This window comes from Nakamurella aerolata (assembly GCF_013002705.1).
Taxonomy (GTDB): domain Bacteria; phylum Actinomycetota; class Actinomycetes; order Mycobacteriales; family Nakamurellaceae; genus Nakamurella; species Nakamurella aerolata.
Genome location: NZ_JABEND010000006.1, coordinates 1 through 18,105, shown reverse-complemented (window position 1 = coordinate 18,105; position 18,105 = coordinate 1). Strand labels below are relative to the sequence as shown.

The window sequence follows — 18,105 nt, the reverse complement described above, 5'->3', positions numbered from 1 at the left end:
TGTTCATCTGCTGCCTCGCTCGCCGACACCGACGGAAAGTTGGCTCCCCACATGACATTCGCACAGTCCACCGCCAGGAGCGGACGCGTCGCCGGCTTGCTCGCCGCCCTGATCGGAGCCCTGCTGGTGATCGGATTGTTGAGCCCTCCCGGCGCCGGGGCCGCGCCGTCCGAGCGCACCCTGAAGGTGGCGACCTACAACATCCACCACGCGCAGGGCGCCGACGGATTGCTCGACCTGGAGCGGGTCGCTCGGGTGCTGGAGGATTCCGGGGCCGAGGTGATCGCCCTGCAAGAGGTCGACCGGTTCTGGGGCGAGCGTTCCGGCTACGTCGATCAGGCCGAGTGGCTGGGACGCCGGCTTGGCATGGACATGGTGTACGGCAAGAATCTGCAGGCCGACCCGGCGGCGCCGGGTCTGCCCGACGCCCAGTACGGCACCGCGATCCTGTCCAAGTACCCGATCCGCGACTGGTCCAACACGGCGCTGCCGAAGTTCCCCGCCGGCGAACAGCGCGGCCTGCTGCAGGCGGACATCAAGGTGCGCGGCGTTTCCGTCCGGGTGCTGGGAACTCACTTGCAGCACAACAACTCTGACGAGCGACTGGCCCAGATCGACGCGATTCTCGGCATCACCTCCGCCGATCCCCGGCCGACGGTACTGCTCGGCGATATGAACGCCGAACCGGACTCGGCCGAGCACGCCAAGCTCAGCACCGAGTACACCGACGCCTGGCAGGCGGTCGGCATCGGCCCCGGCTACACCTTCGACGCCGACGACCCGAAGGGCCGCATCGACTACGTCTTCACCCGCGGCGGCGCCACGCCGAGGGCAGCTACCGTGCCGAGCACCCTGGCGTCCGATCACCTGCCGGTAGTGGTCGACCTGGTGCTGCCGCACCCGTCCGGCAAGTAGCCGGCAAGGCCCAGCGACCAAGGTCGGGGGCCAAGGGAGGGGACCGCGGGCGAGCGACCAACAGCGAGAGACCAACGGAGAGAAAGCGCTGAAATAGATGAAGCCCCACCAAGTATGAGTTGGTGGGGCTTCGACTCCGTCCGGCCGAAGCCTTCTGGAGATCCGATGGGCCGAAGCCCTTCGGACTCGTTATTTCTACACCCGCGCCGGGACGGCGCACAAGACCCCGAACCAAGAAAGTTTTGCCGAGCGTTCATCTTCGGCGCGGCGTGTCGAGGTCGGCGCGATCACCGCGCTGCGGTACCAAGGGCTTGGGCCTGCGGTGTATGAGACCGCGGGCCCGATACTTTCCCTGCTTGCCCCCCAGCGCCGGCACCAGCGCTGGGCTGGGTTACCGCGGCGCCATCCGCAGCGAGCCGTCCATCCGGATCACCTCGCCGTTGAGGTAGTCGTGCTCGGCGAGCATCAGCACCAGCTGGGCGTACTCGTCCGGCCTGCCCAGCCGCGCCGGGAACGGCACGCTCGCGGCGAGCGACTGCCGGAACTCCTCGGTGATGCCGGCCATCATCGGGGTGTCGATGATGCCGGGCGCGATGGTCATCACCCTGATCCCGTACTGCGCCAGATCGCGCGCCGCGGGCAGGCACATCCCGGCGACGCCACCCTTGGACGCCGAGTACGCGATCTGCCCGATCTGCCCGTCGAAGGCGGCAACGGACGCGGTGTTCACGATCAGCCCGCGCTGGCCGGCGTCGTCCAGCGGTTCGCCCTTCGCGAGTTGCTCGGCGGCCAGCCGCATCACGTTGAAGGTGCCGACCAGATTCACCGAGATCACGGTCTTGAACAGCTCGTAGTCGTGCACGCCCTTCTTCGACAGAATGCGGCTGGCCCAGCCGAGCCCGGCGCAGTTCACCGTCAGCCGCAGCGGCGCGGTAGCAGCGGCCTGCGCAACAGCGGCCCGCACCTGGTCCTCGCTGGTGACGTCGGCGTCCACCCTGGTCACGCCGGCCGGCGGCGCGCCGACCTTGTCCCAGCCGGCGGCCAGGTCGATGCCGAAGACGGCGACCCCGCGGTCGGCCAGGGTAGCGGCGGTGGCGGCGCCCAGCCCGGAAGCGGCGCCGGTGACGAGTGCGGACGAGTCGGTCAGCTCCATCCGGCAAGGTTAACCGGCGCTCACCGGGCCGCTGCCGGTGCCGGCCCGGCTACCAGATGTGCACCCGCTTGGCGGGTTCCAGCCACATGCCGTCGCCGTCGGCGGTGTGGTAGCTGCTGTGGAACTCGTCGAGGTTGCGGGCGATGTTGGCGCGCAGATCCGGTGGCGAGTGCGGGTCGATTTGCAGGTACTGCACGGCCAACTCCTTGCGGCGCTTGGTCCGCCACACCAACGCGTACGAGGAGAACAGCTCGCGCCGGCGTTCGTCACGCTGTGCGTCGTCCGCGGCATCCGAACCGCCGCCGGTGCCGCTGCCACTGTCGGCGCTGTGGGCACTGTCGGTGCCGGGTGGGTTCGCCATCTCGTAGGCCTTGAGTGCGATGGTCAGACCGCCGAGATCGCCGATGTTCTCGCCGACGGTCAGCGCTCCGTTCACCTTCTTGCCCGGCACCTCGAGCGGTTCCAGCTGCGAGAACTGCTCGATCATCTGGTCGGTGCGCTCGGCGAACGCGGCGCGGTCGGCGTCGGTCCACCAGTCCTGCATGTTGCCGTCGCCGTCGTACTTGGCGCCCTGGTCGTCGAAGCCGTGGCCGATCTCGTGCCCGATCACCGCGCCGATACCGCCGTAGTTGGCGGCGTCGCTGGCGGCCAGGTCGAACATGGGCGGCTGCAGAATCGCTGCGGGAAAGCAGATCTCGTTGGTACCGGGGTTGTAGTAGGCGTTCACGATCTGCGGCGGCATCAGCCACTCGTCCCGGTCCACCGGTGCGCCGATCTTGGCCAGCTGCCGGTCGGTCTCGAAGGCGGCGGCGCGGCGCACGTTGCCCAGCAGATCGTCCGGCCTCACCTCGATGGCCGAGTAGTCGCGCCAGCTGTCGGGGTGGCCGATCTTGGCCCTGAACTTGCCGAGCTTGTCGAGGGCCCGCTGCTTGGTCTGCTCGCTCATCCAGTCCAGCTCGGTGATGCTGGCCCGGTAGGCGGCGATCAGATTGGCCACCAACTCGTCCATCCGCTGTTTCGCCGCCGGTGGGAAGTGCTTGTCCACAAAGAGTTTTCCGGCAGCTTCCGGCAGCGTCCCGTTCACCAGCGAGACGCCGCGCTTCCAGCGTTCGCGCTGGGCGGTGGTACCGGCCAGGGTCCGCGAGTAGAAGTCGAAGTTCTCGTCGACGAAGCGCTGCGGCAGGTAACGGGCCCTGGCGCGCAGCACGTTCCAGCGCAGCCACAGCTTCCAGTCGTCCAGCGGGAGGTCGGCAAGGGCGCGGTTCATCGTTTCCAGGTAAGACGGTTGCCGCACCACCACCTGGTCCAGCGGGTCGGCCGAGCCGCCGTCGCGCATCGCGGTGATCCAGCCGGTCCAGTCGAAAACCGGTACGGCGGCGGCGATCTCGGCCGCGGTGCGCAGGTTGTACGTCTTGGTGGCGTCGCGGCTCTCCACCTGGTTCCAGTGCCCTTCGGCCAGCGTCGCCTCGAGGGAGTAGACGCGGCCGGCGGCCTCGGCGGGGTCGTCCACTCCGGCCAGCTCGAACATCCGCTCGAGGTGGCCGCGGTAGGCCTCGCGGATCGGCGCGAACTGCTCGAGGTGGTAGTAGCCCTCGTCCGGCAGTCCGAGCCCGCCCTGGGCGATGTTCACCAGGTAGCGGGTCGAATCTTTGTCGTCGGTCTCGACGAACGCCGACACCACCCCGGCCACCCCGGTGCGTTCCAGCTCGCCGAGCACCCGAGCGAAGTCGGCCGGTGACGAGATCGCGTCGATGGCAGCGAATTCGGCCTGCACCGGCGCCAGGTCGAGTTGCTCGACCCGGTCGGCGTCGAGGAACGAGGCGTACATCGTCTGCACCTGCGCGCGCACCGGATCGGCGTCCGCCGCCGGCGCTTGCTGGAACAGCTCGCGAAGCTGTTCCTCCGAACGCAGGTGCACGTCGTACATCGAGCCGGTGGCCGGCAGGTCGCCGGGAATCTCGGCGGTCGCGTACCACTGCCCGTTCACCGCGAGGTACAGGTCGTCCTGCGGCCGGGTGGTGGTTGCGTCAGCGGACCCAGCGGACCCAGAGGCGGACTCGGCGGAACCAGCGGGGGACTCGTCAGCGCGGGTGGTGTCAGCACTCATGCAGCCACCCTATGCGCGCCGCCCGGCGCGCGGCGTTGGCCGCCGTCCGCCCGCCTTGGCCCCGCGGGCGAAGGGTGGCTACTCCGGCAGGTAGGCCAGCTGCACCAGCTGCGGCCGCCGGCCCCGGCGAATCAGGGTGCCGCGTCCGGGTGGCTGCGGCGACATGTAGGTGCCGGGGAACAGCGCGCCCTCCTGGCGATCGCCGGACAGCAGCAGTCCGGTGGCGCCGACCTCCTTCAGCCGCTGCGGGACGGGTTCGTACAGCGCGCGGGACGCACCGCCGGAGCGCCGGCACAAAATGATGTGGAAGCCGAGATCCCTTGCCTGCGGCAGGAAATCCATGAACGGGGCGAGCGGCCCCGACCCGCCGGTGGCGACCAGGTCGTAGTCGTCAACCAGCACAACGATTTCCGGGCCCTTCCACCACGAGCGGGATCGCAGCTGCGCGGCGGTCACGTCGTCCGGCGGCAACCTGTTGGTCAGTTCCTGCGCCACCACCGTCGCGGTCCCGGCCGCCACCTGGGCGGTGCCGGCATAGCCGCCGAGATAGTTCTCGGGCACCACGTCCAGCAGCGTGCGGCGCACGTCGAGAACGGCGAAGACCAGCTCCTGGTCGGTGTACCGGCTGGTCAGATCGGCCACGATCGAGCGCAGCAGGGTGGTCTTGCCGGATTCGCTGTCGCCGAACACCATCAAGTGCGGTTCGGCGCCGAACAGATCCAGCTCGACGGGGCGCAACTCGGCCTCGTCGATACCGATCAGCACCCCACTGTTGCTGCCGCGCCGGCCGGCCCGCTGTTGCAGGTCGGCGAAATCCACCCAGCCCGGCAGCATCCGGATCGCCGGCACCGGCTCGCCGGTCCAGGCGGCGGCAATCTTGCCGATCAGCACCTCGGTGGCGCCGGCGCCGTCCGGCACTCCGCTGCCCGGTGAGGGCGGCTGCAACCCGGCGGCAGCGGCGCCGTCAGCCGCACCGTCAGCACCGGTAGCGTCGGCCCCGGTTTCGGGATCCGGCTCACCGCCGGGCCCGCCGCGGCGGGCGATCGCATCCAGCTCGTCGGCCAGCGCCGACCGTTCGTCCCGGTCTCCGGGCGCGGCGTCGTCCGGTCCCGCGCCGCCAGGGCCGGACGCATCAGAGGTGCCAGAACCGTTGCCGCCCACCGAGATTCCGGCCAACGGGTCGCTGCCCGCGGAGTCCGGCTCGCCGGCGAGGTCGGGGTCAAGGGCCCGGTCGGCGGCCAACGTCGGCAGGCAGACATGTACCTGCAGGCCGGGCTCCACCAGTACCCGGCCGGGGGTGTCGGCCCGCAGGTTCTCCGACATCTTGCGGCCGATCACCGACTCGAGCGGATCGTTGATGCGCAGTTCGACCTTGGTACCGATGGTGGCCTGCAGCTGCATCCGCAGATCGGTCCAGCGGGTGGTGGCGATCACCACGTGAATGCCGTAACCGGCGCCGCGGGCCGCGAGCTCCTGCACCTCCTCGGCCAGATCGTCGAAGTCGTTGCGCAGCACGGACCAGTTGTCCACCACCAGGAACAGATCCGCGGCCGGCAGTTCGGGCAGTCGCCCGGTCCGGTACCGCTCCCGCATCTGCTCGACCGAGTCGATGCCGAGCCGTGCGAACATTTCTTCCCGCTCGCCCAGCGCCGCCGTGACCTCGGCGACGGTACGGCGCACCCTGTCGCTGTCCAGCCGCGGCGCCACCCCGGCGACATGGGGCAAGCCCTCCAACGCGCGCAGCGCGCCGCCGCCGAGATCGACGCAGTAGAACGCCACCTCGCCCGGCAGGTGGGTCAGCGCGGCGGAAATGATCAACGTGCGCAGCAGCACCGACTTGCCGGTCTGCGGTGCCCCGATGATCGTCAGGTGCCCGCCGGAAGCCGACAGATCAAGCAGATACGGTTCCTGCTTCTGCTCGGAAGGCTTGTCCACCAAGCCGATCGGCACCTGCAGGCCGCCGCCGAGACCGGCGCGCAGCCCCTTGACCGGGTCGGTGCCCACCCCGCCGGCGACGGTGTCGATGTCCAGCCGCTTGGGCAGCGGCGGCAGCCAGATCGCCCTGGTCCGGTCGCCGACCTCGGCCATCTGCCGCACCGCGACGTCGAGCACGGTCGGCAGCATGGCCTCGTCGTCGGAGTCGTCCTTGGCCGATTCCTGTTCGCTGTCAACGGGTGTGATGGACTTCAGGTAGTCGGCGGTGTCGTTGAACAGGCCGAACGGCGCCACCACCGGGTCCGAGTCCACCAGCGTCTCGCCGGTCACCGGCGGCCGGTACACCCCCGAGACGTAGCCGGCCTTGAAGCGCTGGAACACCGTGGTGTCGACGGCGAGGTAGCCCGACCCCGGGATCGGCGGCAGCTCGTAGGCGTCGGCCACCCCCAGCACGGTGCGGGACTCCTGCGCGTTGAAGGTGCGTAGCCCCAACCGATACGACAGGTACGACTCCAGCCCGCGCAGCCGGCCCTCCTCCAAGCGCTGGCTGGCCAGCATCAGATGCACACCGATCGATCGGCCGATCCGGCCGATGGCCAGGAACAGCTCGATGAAGTCGGGCTTGGCGGTCAGCAGCTCACCGAACTCGTCGATCACCACGAACAGGTTCGGCAGTGGCTCCATCGGGGCGCCGGCCGACGGGTCGGCCAGCACCGCGTCGCGCCGTCGGTTGTACTCGGTGACGTTGGGCAGGTTCCCGGCCTGGGCGAGCAACTGCTGCCGGCGCTTCATCTCCCCGAACAGCGCGTCGTGCAACCGATCCACCAGCCCGTCGTCGTCCGACAGGTTCGAGATCATGGCGGCGCAGTGCGGCGTCTCTTCAAGTCCGGCGAAGGTCGCCCCACCCTTGTAGTCGACCAGCACCAGTGCCAGCCGCTCGGGCGGATGGTTGATCGCCATGCACAGCACGATGGTGCGGAGCACCTCGGACTTGCCGGAACCGGTGGCGCCCACACACAATCCGTGCGGCCCCATCCCGCCCAGCGCGTTCTCCTTGATGTCCAGGTACACCCGCTCGCCGGACGGACCAAGACCGAACGGCACCTTGAGGAAGTCCGGCATCGGCCGCTTCACCCAGGTCTGCCGTGGATCGAAATGGCCGGGGTCGGGCACCCCGGTCAGGTCGGACAGGGTCAGCGTCGAGGCCAGCGGCGCGGACGATCCCGACTCCTCGACCAACCGGACGGCGGTCAGCTCGCGGCTGAGCGCCCGCAGCGTTGCCGGCGAAATCGCTTCAACCACACCGGACTCGGCGCCCATCGCGCGTTCCCTGGCCTGCAGCCTGGCCAGTTCCTGCTCACCCAGTTGCTCCTGGGGCCGGCGCGGCCGCTGCACCTGCACCTGGCCGTCGACGCACACCGCCCGAACGTCGGCCTTCTCCGGCTCGTTGTGCGGTTGGTCTACCAGCGAGATGCAGTGCACATTGATGCTGGCCGGTCCGATCTCCGAGGGGATGGCGCCGAGCACGTCGGGAGCTTTGCCGCCGGCGCCGTCCACCACGATCACCAGCGCCGGCCCGAACGACGAGGCGTCACGGCCGCGGACGGAGCCGATCCTGGTCAGCTCGCCGACCCGCCTTGACAGCTCCGCGGAGATCTCCTCCGCCAACGCTGCGGGGTCGGCATGCACCTGGCGGGCCGGGGCGGTGCCGTCGATCTCGTCGGGAGAAAGACTGTGCGGCATCCATTTCAGCCAGTCCAGCCAGCGGGCGCTGCCCCGCGGAGTCAACAGGAACAGCCGCACCTCCTCGGGTCCGTGCATGGTCACCAACTCGGCCAGGGCGGTGGTCATCATCCGGCGCACCTCGCCGCCAGGACCGAGCACGGTGACCCGCCCGGACACCGGCAACCCCACCGGCATCCCTGACACCATGCGGTCACGTTCGGTCACCCGGTGCAGCGCCGCGGCGGCCATGATGTCGGGCTCGGACATCGGATCGGTGCCGCCGCCCGCCGAAACCTTTTGCCACAGCGGCGATACGCCGGTACCGACGCGCACCACCAAGAAGTCGGAGTCGGTCGGCCGGCGCTCCCAGATGCGCAGCGGATCGCGCGCGATGTCCGGCAGCTTCTCCGGGACCGGATGGTGATGCTCAGCGGTGCCGCGCTGCCGCTGCGCCGCCTGGTACAGCTCGGCCCGTAGGTTCTCCATGTAGTCGAGGTAGCGGCGGCGCATGGTGACCACCTGCTTGGCCTGCCCGGTGCGCTGCGCAACGAACATGCCGATGCCGCCGAGCACCATCACCGCCATCATGATCCCGCCGGTGATCAGCATCACCGGGTTCTTGTTGGCGACGATCATCACCAACATCCCGGCGCCACCCATCACCGGCATCAGCACCTGCATCACGCCCTGGGCGCTGCCGGTGGAATCCGGCAGCGTCGGCGGTTGGATGATCGACACCGGGCGCAACGGCGGCTCCGGGGGTCGGCTGCGCGCCGGGCGGTGAATCACGCGCTGGGTCACGGTTGCTCCACTTCGATTCGACCGATGCTTGCCGGTCGGCCACTTAGACTACGGCCGCTGCCCGTGCCAGGGTGGCAGTTGCCACTTCGGCCCGGAGGAGCTTCATGGCCACGCGGTTCACGCGGGTGACGGTTGTCGCGGACGACCGGCAGGTGGACGTTTCGCTGCCGGCCGGTACCGCCATCGGCGAACAACTGCCGATGGTGCTGCGGCTGCTGTCGGTACCGCCGACCGCAGCGCCAAGGGGCTGGGCGCTGTCCACGCCCGAGCTGGGTCGGGTACCCATCGACAGCACCCTTGACGGCATCGGGGTGCTGGACGGCACCGTGCTGTTCCTGACGCCGGCCTCGGAGGCGGCCGCCCAGCCGTTCGTCGACGACGTCGAAGAGACCACCGCCGAATTGGTCGCCGCCGACGTTCCACTGTTCAGCGGCGCCGATCGCGCCTCGGCCGTCGCCGCGGTGCTCGGGCTGTTGTTCCTTGGCACCGTGGTGATCTCGGCGCTGGCCCCGGCTCCCGCGTCCTGGATCGGCGCGGCGCTGGCCGGGATGGCGGCGTTGGCCGTCGGCGCCCTGGTACCCGGCCGTGGCGGGTCGTTCGCCGCAGCCATGGCGGCGCCCGCCGGCGCTGTGGTGGTGCTCGGCGCGGGCGAGCGCACCGCTGTCGACCTGTTCGCCGCCGTTGCCGGCGGCGGTGCCGCGGTCGGGCAGATCCCGGGCGGCCCAGTGGGTTTGAGCGCCACCCAGTTGATGTTCGTGGTGTTGGCGGCGACGCTCGGGCTGGCCGGCGCCGGGCTGGCACGGGGACGCACCGGAATGACGGTCGGCGGCATCACCGCGGCGGTGCTCGCCGCCATCGGCCTGATCGCTGTCGCCGCCGGCGCACCCGGCTACCGGATGGCGGCCATCGTCGGGCTGGTGTGCGTGGTGCTCACCGGCTTCGCCGGGCAGCTGGCGTTGGGCGGTGCCGGTCTGGTGAACCTGATGACGGCCGACGAGCGCGGTGAGCGGGTGCCGAGAGTGACGGTGGTCAAGGCCGTTGAGCGGGGCCAGGCCATCGCCACCGGAGTGGTGTGGGCGGTCGCCGTGTTCGGCGCGGTCTGTGCCTGGATGCTGTTGCGCACCAAGCTGTCCGGGTCGGTCGGCTGGGCGCCGCCGGTCTTCGGTGGGGTGCTGGCGCTGGCGCTGGCCGCCCGCAGCCGGGTGTTCACCAGGGTGCGGCAGGTGGCGCCGTTGCTGGGTGCCGGGGTGTTCGGGGCGATGGCGGCGGCCACCATGCTGCCGCAGTGGCTGGGCACCGAGTCGGCCTCGGCGGCGGCGATCAGCACCCTCGGCATCCTTGCGCTGATCGGCATTGTGGTGGCGGGCACCGGCTTCTCCTCGCTCGCCGAGATCCCGCGGGTGCGGATGCAGCGGTTCCTCGACGCTGGCGAGTTCATCCTGGTGCTCGCCCTGATCCCGTTGCTGCTGATGGTGTTCGACACCATCGGTGCGCTGCATCGACTGCTGACCTGACCGTCAGTTCTTCGGCAGCGAGCCAAGCCTGATGGCGATGAAGAACGCGACCGTGATGATCAGCGCGACGATCACCCCGGTCAGCAAGGCGGGCAACGGTTTTCGCAGCTGCCGCGCCGTGCGCTCATGGCTGTGCAGTAGCAGCGCCTGCGCCACCGACGCCCTGGTGGCATGTGCCTGCAGAATCACCTTGGGCAGCACATCGGGGCGCCGGCGGCGACCCTGGTGCTGCTCACCGTCATGCTGGTCCGGGTCGGCAGGGCCGACGGAACCAACGGGGCCAGCAGGACCCAGGGAACCGGCAGGGCCCACGGAACCAGCGGGGCCGGTGGGCGGCATCGTCATCAGCGCTGACCCTGTCCTGGATCGGCGCGGTTGTCGGCGTCGGGCTGGCCGCCGGTCAGCCGGCGTTGCACAAAGGTGGTGAAGCCGCGCTCGATGCCGGGGCCCTTGCGGGTGTCGCGGCGTTCGTACCCGGCGGACTCGTCCGGTGCGGGTGAGCCGTCGGCGCCGGCCGCGGGTGATCCGTCAGCGGCGGCGTCGGCACCCGAGGCCGGGCCGGTATCGGAGTCGGCCAGCCGAAAATCGGCAACCACCTCCGTCAGCAGCTGCTGCAACGCCGGCGTCAACTCGGGAAAGGCGCTGGCGGAAGCGAAGATTGCCGTCCAGCTGGTGTCCGGGATCGGGATGTACGCCTGCAGGCTGGTCAGCGCCACCACCTCGGACGCGCCCGGCGGGACCATGGTGGTGCGCTCGGCATGCAGCAGCGCGGGGCCGACACCGGATTGCAGGTCGGTGATGGTGCCGGTGCGCGGCAGCTGATCGCGAATGCGGCCAACCGTCGCCGGCTGATTGTCGTTGCGAAAGGCCAGATGCAGGCCGAGGCTGGCGGCCCGGCCGCGCTGGCGCGCCGGACGCGAGGTACCGGATTCGGCGGCGGTGTCGGCGAGCCGGCCGACCAGGATCAGGCTGACTGACGCGCCGGCCCGCTGGCAGTCGGCGACCAGCTGCTCGAAAAATCCCATCACCTGGCGGCGTTCGCCGGCCGGCAGCCGGGAGCCGTGGAAGGTGGTGTCGATCATCCGCTCGGCCGAGCGCTCCCAGGTCTGCGGGTTGGTGTCGAGGATCGACCAGGCCGACGGCAGTCGCAGAGCGAGCGGGAACGGTGGCCGCGGGGCGTTCGGGTCGAGCGCGAGGGTCTCGCCCAGCTCGCCGATGGTGCTCACAGTCGGGTGCCCGCCCGTCAGGTCTTGTCGCCCTTGAGGCCTTTGGCCAGGCCGTCGTCGGTCTGCTGGGCCATCCCGGCAACCTGCGTCGTCACCTTGCCGGAGTCGCCGATGTTCTCGATGATCTTGCGGGCCGACTGCTCCCACTCGCCGGCGAAGTCGCCGAGGGTGGAGACGATGTCGCCCTGGTCCGAGCCGAGCCCGTTGACGTTGTAGGCGCTCTTGCCCTTTTGAATGTTCTGCTGGATACCGGTGAGCTTGGTGCCGACGCTCTGCAACGTTTGATATGGATACTGCGCGACCGGATCGGTCATCTGCGTACTCCTTCCCGTGGTGGTGCTTCCGGCCACCAACACTAGGCAGTGGCGCCCGGCTTGTCCGCCGGATGCCGACATCTGGGCAGCACTCCCCATGCCCGGCCGGGGCGCTCGGGCCGGGGCGTCGCACCGGCGGGTGCCGTCCGTGGTGAGGTAGGAACCATGGCGAACGACCCATCATGGCTGCTGCGCCAGGCGGCCGCGGCGCTGAACCCGTTGCTGGGTCGCGATCTGCAGTCCTATCTGGCCGCGCGCGCCGCCTTCGCAGCCGCGCCGACGCAGCCGGCGACCATCGCGGTGGTCGGCCTCACCCCCGGCGAGGGCCGCAGCTCGGTGGCGGCGCTGCTGGCCGCGACCGTGGCCGCCTACTCCCAGCGCACCGTGCACCTGCTGGATCCAACCGCGAGCGACCCTGGCGAGCAGGGACGGTCCGCGGCTGCGCTGCTGGGTTCCGACGAGCGCGCGGGCGGCTGGTTGCGGCTGATGGCCGCGACCGCCCGCTCGCCGATGGTGCACCGGCGGGCGCTGGCCGCCACCAGGACGCCGGGTTCGGCGGTGCCGGTGCTCAGCAACCCGCCGGGCGTCCGGTGCGGGCCGGGGCAGGTGGTCCGCACACTCCAGGCGCTCAGGCAGCGCGCCGACATCGTGGTGATCGACACCCCGGCCGACCCGGGGGCGCCGGTGCTGGCCGGGGTGCTGCCACACGTCGACCACTTCGTGATGGTGGTGCGCGGCGAGGGTGCGGTGGACCGCCGGTTGCACACCGTGCTCGGGTGGCTCGCCGAGCGCACCCGGACGCCGTACACGGCCTCGGCCGTGGTGGTCGGGCGTGGGCTCGGCTCACCGAACTGGTCGCTGCAGGACGTGCCGGTGGTGCTGCTGCCGCGCGACGAGGGCCTGCGCCGGCGCCGGCTCGACCGGCTGGGCAGGCAGGCCGCCACCGCTGGTCTCGTGCTCGCCACCGAGGTGCTGACCTCGAGCGCACTGGTACCGGAGCCGGCCGGCCGCCGGCTGGGATGGGGAGTTGGACCCATGCCCCCTGAGCTGGCGGCGCAGTTGCGCATCGCCCCGGGACCCAACGCCACCGCTCGCCGCTTCTGAGCGCTCTGGCCGATTCGGAGACCGATCCGCAAAAGTCTTGTGGCGCAAGCGATCCAGCACTCGCTGCGCTGCTTCCCGCTGCCTCCGGCCGCGTCAAGAGGGCGGATGCCCGACGCCGGCGGGCGCCGGCCGGATGCGTGCCGCGCGAGGGGATTGTGGGGACCACTGCCCATCTCAAACAGCTGCGGGAACCGACCGACGCGCTCTAGCGTCGGCTCTGTCGGATGCGGGATGGGCCTGCATCACCGCACGATTACGGAGGGAAGACCATGAGTGCAGCTGGCGGCAGTATGAGCTTCAGCTTGAACGAGGGTGCGCTGGGAAGTCACCACACCAACCTCGGCACGTCGGAGGGGGACTTGCTGAAGCTGGCCAACGACTTCATCACCGCGGTGGGGCAGCTGGACGGCGTCTGGAAGGGCACCGCCTTCGGCTCCTGGGGGGAACTGGTCAGTGCTTGGAAGCTGGCCATCGGTGGCCCCAATTCGGGTGGCCCGTCCAACGGAGGTCTGATCGGTGCGCTGACCGACATCAAGACCAAGGTCAAGGACGCCGACGGCAAGTACCAGCAGTACCACGCCAACCAGGCGTCCGAGCTGGCCCGGCAGGCTGCCCAGGCAGGCCAGAGCAATCCGTTCGGCGCCAAGGCCTGACGGCCACCGCGAAGCTTCGTCAACCACATCAATCTTCGGCAGGCGTGACGGTACCCGGTCAATCGGAGCGAGCCGGCGCCTCCATTCGAAAGGAATGAATCATGTCGCAGGGAGTGCAGTCCTACCACGAGGGCACCGCGGAGACGGTGCACGGTGACATCACCGGCCAGATCGCAGCGATGGAAAAGGCGCTGCTCGACCTCACCGGCTTCGTGAACTCGGTGAAGGGCCAGTGGGACGGCAACGAGAAGGACGCCTACGCCGCCATCCAGAACAAGTGGGACACCAACGCCGGCACGGTGCAGAGCATCCTGTCGTCGGTGGCCAGCGCGCTGGGCCAGAACACCCAGTCGGTCAAGGAGATGCGCGCACAGGTGATGGCCGTCCTGGCCTTCAACTGATCCGGCCATGACGACGTGCCTGATCGCTGCGGCGGGGTGAGGGCGCCGGCCGAGTGGGCAGCAGCCCCGCCGGCCTGGTGTTGCACCTCGCCGCAGCAAAGCCACCGCGTTTCCGCACCTAGGGACGCCGTGGCTCGATATTCCTTGAACCGCAGGGATTTTGACTGTGTTCGGGGTAACGTGCTCGCCGCAAGTACACGGTGAGTTCCAGATGGGGGCGGGCGCAGCGCCCGCCGAGTAGTGGTGTGGGGTGACGTGATGGTTCAGCTGACGTTGTCGGGCGATGCTGCGTCGATTCGTGCGTCGGGCGTTGTCTGGAACACATTCGGTTCCGACGCGCGCGGCGCCAGCGCGGACATCGGCGTCCTGCAGACCGACGCCTGCAAGGGCGAGGAGCTGCGGCAGATCGTCAGCACCTACAAGGAGGGACTCCCGCCCAGGCTGGACAAGATCGACCAGGCGTGGACCAAAGTCGGTGGGGCACTGAAGGTTTACGCCGACACGCTGGAAAAGCTGCAGACCAGGATGCAGGCGGTGGCGCAGCGTCATGCGGCGCAGCAGACCACGGTGAACAATGCCAACAACGCGTTATCGACAGCCAGGTCCAACGACCGCAGCAACGCGGCCAGCCGCCAACGGGCCCAGGACGCGCTGAAGCCGGGGGAGACGCTGCCGGCAGACACCTATGTTTCGCAGGTGGGCAGCAGGCAGTCGGCATTGACCAGCGCGCAGAACGCCCTGAACAACATTGAGGGCGAAGCGCGGCAGATCCTGGAAGAGCATGCCACCGCGATGCGCACCCTGACGGGAGCGATCAACGAGGCCAAGGGATTGCGGCCGGACGACCCGCCGAACTGGCTGGAGAAGGCCTGGCAGGGTTTCACCGATTGGGTGAAGGACAACGCCGACGTTCTGAAGAAGATCTCCGGCGTTCTGAAGATCATCTCCGCGGTGGCCGGCGTGCTCTCGTTCATCCCGGTGCTGGCCCCCATCATGGGCCCGATCGCCCTGGTGACCGGCGGAGCCGCGCTGCTGATCGACGCCGCCCTGGTCGCCGCCGGCGAGGGCTCGCTGACCGACCTGATCATCGACGCGGCAACCATGGCCCTGCCGGGCGTAGGAAAAGTACTTGGGAAGGGTCTCAAGGCCGCCATCGGCGCTGAACGCGTGGCCGCCGCCGGGAGCAAGGTCGGCGGCGCGATGAACAAGGTCGGCAACATGCCGGGCGTGCGTCAGGCCGTCAGTGGCATCACTCGGGCCAACAGCGCCTTCGAGCGGGCAGCTCTGCGCAATCCGCTGATCCGCGCCGCTAACGTGCGCGCGGGTCGTGTTTCGACAAACGCGTCGCCGCGCTTCAACAACGCTGATGACGCCATGGCCTACGCCCAGCCACGCCTGCAATCTGCCGCTGACGATGCCTGGAGGTCGGCGAATGCACGCAGTGATCCGAACTATTTCAAAAACGGTGGATACGGGCCCCGAACCAGGTTCGACGACTTCGTGGTCCGAAAAGGGCGCGATCCCAACGCCCAGGTACTGGGTACCTGGGCTCACACTACTTTTGAGCAGACGGTGAGACGCACGGCCGACGACATCGTGCCTTCGTCTTCCGGATATCGCCTGCGTCCCGAAGTCTCGTACGACGCGGCAGGTAACGAGGTGCGTCGTAACGCGCCGGGCACCCTGCGGCCGGACGCTGTGATGGAACAACAAGTTTTGGATAATTCGTGGTCACCGGCAGGCGCTTGGGACCTCAAGACGGGTAAGGCGGGCATCGAGGACGCTTGGCGCACCGACCTCGCCGATCGCATGGACGTGGATCCGTCCCGGATTGTCGAGCTGCGGCCAGGGGCCGGCGCGAGTCCGTCGCCCGCCGTCGGCTCGACGACAACATCGACCGGGGGGCCCACCGCTCTCTGGGCTACCCCGGTACTCCCTCAGCCAAGCACAGGCAGCTCGTAGGCTGATGGGATGAGCCACGCTGGACGATGGTCGACGGTCGCGGCTGAGCTGGCGAAACGCTCCGACGGCTTGTGGGCGTGCGTCGGCACCGGTGTTCAGACCGAACTGGTGCAACAGCCGGTCGCTTGGTGGCTACCAACGGTCGGGGTGGAGCCCCAGCGCGACGCGCGGTTGCTCTATGCGGCATATCGGCCGGCTTTCATGCCAATGCCGAACACCATCGGTCTCCGCCAGGACGACGTTCGACCCGGATCGTCGTACAGCGACGGAGCTGACTGGTCTGTCGGCTTCGATCACGATCCATCGGACGGTCTAGCCAAGCTGGAGCGATGGGTCAACGGCCCAGCGGGCCAATATCTGGCCGCTCAGGTATCACCGGATGGGCAGCTCTACGAGCAGATGTGGGCGGGTCAGATTGGTAAGCGGCGTGCGACTTGGTTGCCGCTGGCCGGAACGCGAGTCATTTATCAAACGGGCTCCGCCTCCGAGGTTGTTGATGCGGCGCTGCCGTTGATGCAGAAGTGGGGATTTGATGAGGCGACTCGGGAGTACTGGGAAAACTTCGCCATCGCCATTGCTGATTCCCGCCCCGAGGCGCTGAGGTTCCTGCGTTCCTTTCGCGCTGTGACACTGACAAGAGCCGGACTGTCCGACCATGCGGCCGTTGAGGAAGCTGGCTGATGTCGTGAGCGACGAGCTGTCGGAAATCCGAGTGCAAATCGCTCCGCTGGAGTTGGTCGACCATGACGCACGAGCTCGTGATCTTGGTGGGGGCCTGGTCGAGCGGTTAGTCACTGTCGACGAGGGAACGGTGATGCAGGCAAACGTTCGGGCGCACCAACCGTTCGCTTCGGCTGAGCAAGCGACATATACAAACAATTTGCAAGGGTTGGATGTCCGTGACCACGCGGTACACGGGGTACGTCTGCGGGTGGGCGCAATCGACGGAAATCCGCTCGTCACCGCGGCGCTGTTGTGGCCAATCGCCACCCTGAACTTGCCGCACGCGTCGGATCTCCTCGTCGCGTTACCGCGGTTCTCCGCCGTGATAGCTCGCCCCATCTTCACCCGCCGAGAGATCGGTGCGGCAGCCGTGATGGCCTCTGTTGCGCGACTGTGGCTGCGGGACTCGAACGATGGCTGCAGCCCATTCGCGTACTGGTGGCGGCTCGGCCGATTCCACCGGATCGACATCGATGACGACGGCACTGTTGTCCTTGATGCCGCGCTCGACGACGCCGTTCAAAGTCTCCCGGCTTAGCCGGGTTCGGAGCTCATCGGATCGACCGGTGATCCCGGGTCAGCTGGCTCAGAATGAACCGCACCGCCGCGCGCTGCGCGACGTCGGGCCGGGCCAACGCGGAGATGATGCGGGAGGCGGCCACTCCGGCCAGCGGCTTCAGAACCAGGCCGTCCAGCGGCGGGGTGGACAACCGCGGCAGCAGCCCTATGCCGATCTCCGCGACCACCAGCGCCGCCACCAGGTTGTTGTCCCGCACTCGTTGTTGCACCAGAAAAGCCTTGCGGGCCTTGGCTTCCAGCTCTTTCCGGAGGTTGTCGAAGGGGAATCCCTCCGGGACGCCCACCCAGCGCTCGCCGGCAATGTCCTTGGCGCGCACGGCCTGCACGCCGGCAAGTGGATGCGAGATCGGCATGGCCACGTCGATCGGCTCCCGTAGCAGGTCGAAGCGTGCCAGCGCCGACCACTCGGCGGGCGGGTGCTCGGTCATCCGGTGGCCGATCACCATGTCGTGGTCGCGGGCCAGGTCGGCGTAGCGGGCCTCGGCGACGTCGTGATCGTGGATCTGCAGCTCGATACCGGTGCCCTGCAGCCGATGCAGCAGCGCCGGCAGCAACACCGCCCCTGCGCTCGGCAGGGTGGCGATCGACACCGTGCCGCCCACCGAGCCGGTGAACTCGTCCCAGCGGCGCTGCACCGCCGCCATCGCGCTGGCCACGTCCACCGCACCGTCCGCCAACAGTCGTCCGGCCTCGGTCAACCGGATCCCACGCCCGGCCGGCTCCACCAACGCCGCACCCCACTCGCGCTCGGCCGAGCGCAACTGCTGCGACACCGCCGACGGGCTCACGTGCAGCGCCTGGGCGGTCGCCGCGACACTGCCGCGCTCGGCCAATTCGCGCAGCAGTATGAGGTGGCGAAGCTCCATGAAAGCGGCTCTTCACAGTTGACGGTGTAGTTGGGGTCTGAATCCGCCGGCTTCGAGTAGGGATCTGGCGATGTAGTGGATGAGGTTGCGGAACCCGAGCGCTGACCCGCGTAGGTGCTCGAGCCGG

At 69.1% G+C, this 18,105-nt stretch carries 15 protein-coding genes; 8 read left to right on the top strand and 7 right to left on the bottom strand.

What is annotated here, in order from left to right; all coding sequences use genetic code 11:
- The first annotated feature begins 51 nt into the window (after positions 1 to 51).
- Positions 52 to 915, top strand: a complete 864-nt coding sequence (locus HKD39_RS11420; protein ID WP_171200017.1) for an endonuclease/exonuclease/phosphatase family protein — start codon at positions 52 to 54, stop codon at positions 913 to 915.
- A 391-nt stretch (positions 916 to 1,306) separates the two neighbouring features.
- Here HKD39_RS11420 and HKD39_RS11415 read toward each other — a convergent pair whose 3' ends face one another.
- From HKD39_RS11415 to eccCa, 3 genes are all read right to left on the bottom strand, one after another.
- A complete protein-coding gene (locus tag HKD39_RS11415; RefSeq protein ID WP_171200016.1) occupies positions 1,307 to 2,068 on the bottom strand; it encodes an SDR family NAD(P)-dependent oxidoreductase in 762 nt (253 codons plus the stop codon).
- 49 nt (positions 2,069 to 2,117) lie between these two features.
- Positions 2,118 to 4,175, bottom strand: coding sequence for a M13 family metallopeptidase (locus HKD39_RS11410; RefSeq protein WP_171200015.1), 2,058 nt, complete (start codon positions 4,173 to 4,175; stop codon positions 2,118 to 2,120).
- 78 nt (positions 4,176 to 4,253) lie between these two features.
- Positions 4,254 to 8,636, bottom strand: a complete 4,383-nt coding sequence (gene eccCa / locus HKD39_RS11405; protein WP_171200014.1) for a type VII secretion protein EccCa — start codon at positions 8,634 to 8,636, stop codon at positions 4,254 to 4,256.
- A gap of 104 nt (positions 8,637 to 8,740) precedes the next feature.
- Here eccCa and HKD39_RS11400 point away from each other — a divergent pair, with 104 nt between their 5' ends.
- Complete coding sequence (locus HKD39_RS11400; protein WP_171200013.1) at positions 8,741 to 10,150, top strand: EsaB/YukD family protein; 1,410 nt, start codon at positions 8,741 to 8,743, stop codon at positions 10,148 to 10,150.
- 3 nt (positions 10,151 to 10,153) lie between these two features.
- Here HKD39_RS11400 and HKD39_RS18820 read toward each other — a convergent pair whose 3' ends face one another.
- The 3 genes from HKD39_RS18820 to HKD39_RS11385 are packed head-to-tail and all read right to left on the bottom strand — an operon-like array spanning position 10,154 to position 11,690.
- The gene (locus HKD39_RS18820; protein ID WP_212754457.1) at positions 10,154 to 10,495 is read right to left on the bottom strand and encodes a hypothetical protein; all 342 of its coding nucleotides are present in this window, start codon (positions 10,493 to 10,495) and stop codon (positions 10,154 to 10,156) included.
- On the bottom strand, positions 10,495 to 11,376 hold the full coding sequence (locus HKD39_RS11390; protein ID WP_171200012.1) for a hypothetical protein: 882 nt from the start codon (positions 11,374 to 11,376) through the stop codon (positions 10,495 to 10,497). The genes HKD39_RS18820 and HKD39_RS11390 overlap by 1 nt, the downstream gene beginning before the upstream one ends.
- A 17-nt stretch (positions 11,377 to 11,393) precedes the next feature.
- Positions 11,394 to 11,690: a hypothetical protein gene (locus tag HKD39_RS11385; protein ID WP_171200011.1), complete on the bottom strand. Its 297-nt coding sequence runs from the start codon at positions 11,688 to 11,690 to the stop codon at positions 11,394 to 11,396.
- Between the two features lie 165 nt (positions 11,691 to 11,855).
- Here HKD39_RS11385 and HKD39_RS11380 point away from each other — a divergent pair, with 165 nt between their 5' ends.
- The 6 genes from HKD39_RS11380 (at position 11,856) to HKD39_RS11355 (ending at position 17,071) form a co-directional block, all read left to right on the top strand.
- Entirely contained in the window at positions 11,856 to 12,794 is a 939-nt protein-coding gene (locus tag HKD39_RS11380; RefSeq protein WP_171200010.1) for a hypothetical protein, read from the top strand.
- A 290-nt stretch (positions 12,795 to 13,084) separates the two neighbouring features.
- Positions 13,085 to 13,447 (top strand): hypothetical protein, encoded by a 363-nt coding sequence (locus HKD39_RS11375; protein ID WP_171200009.1) that lies wholly within the window; start codon positions 13,085 to 13,087, stop codon positions 13,445 to 13,447.
- A 101-nt stretch (positions 13,448 to 13,548) separates the two neighbouring features.
- Complete coding sequence (locus tag HKD39_RS11370; protein ID WP_171200008.1) at positions 13,549 to 13,848, top strand: WXG100 family type VII secretion target; 300 nt, start codon at positions 13,549 to 13,551, stop codon at positions 13,846 to 13,848.
- A gap of 258 nt (positions 13,849 to 14,106) precedes the next feature.
- The gene (locus HKD39_RS11365; protein ID WP_171200007.1) at positions 14,107 to 15,810 is read left to right on the top strand and encodes a hypothetical protein; all 1,704 of its coding nucleotides are present in this window, start codon (positions 14,107 to 14,109) and stop codon (positions 15,808 to 15,810) included.
- A 9-nt stretch (positions 15,811 to 15,819) separates the two neighbouring features.
- Positions 15,820 to 16,491, top strand: coding sequence for a hypothetical protein (locus tag HKD39_RS11360; protein WP_171200006.1), 672 nt, complete (start codon positions 15,820 to 15,822; stop codon positions 16,489 to 16,491).
- 4 nt (positions 16,492 to 16,495) lie between these two features.
- The gene (locus HKD39_RS11355; RefSeq protein WP_171200005.1) at positions 16,496 to 17,071 is read left to right on the top strand and encodes a hypothetical protein; all 576 of its coding nucleotides are present in this window, start codon (positions 16,496 to 16,498) and stop codon (positions 17,069 to 17,071) included.
- Between the two features lie 13 nt (positions 17,072 to 17,084).
- Here HKD39_RS11355 and HKD39_RS11350 read toward each other — a convergent pair whose 3' ends face one another.
- The gene (locus tag HKD39_RS11350) at positions 17,085 to 17,978 is read right to left on the bottom strand and encodes a LysR family transcriptional regulator (RefSeq protein ID WP_171200004.1); all 894 of its coding nucleotides are present in this window, start codon (positions 17,976 to 17,978) and stop codon (positions 17,085 to 17,087) included.
- Positions 17,979 to 18,105 lie beyond the last annotated feature (127 nt).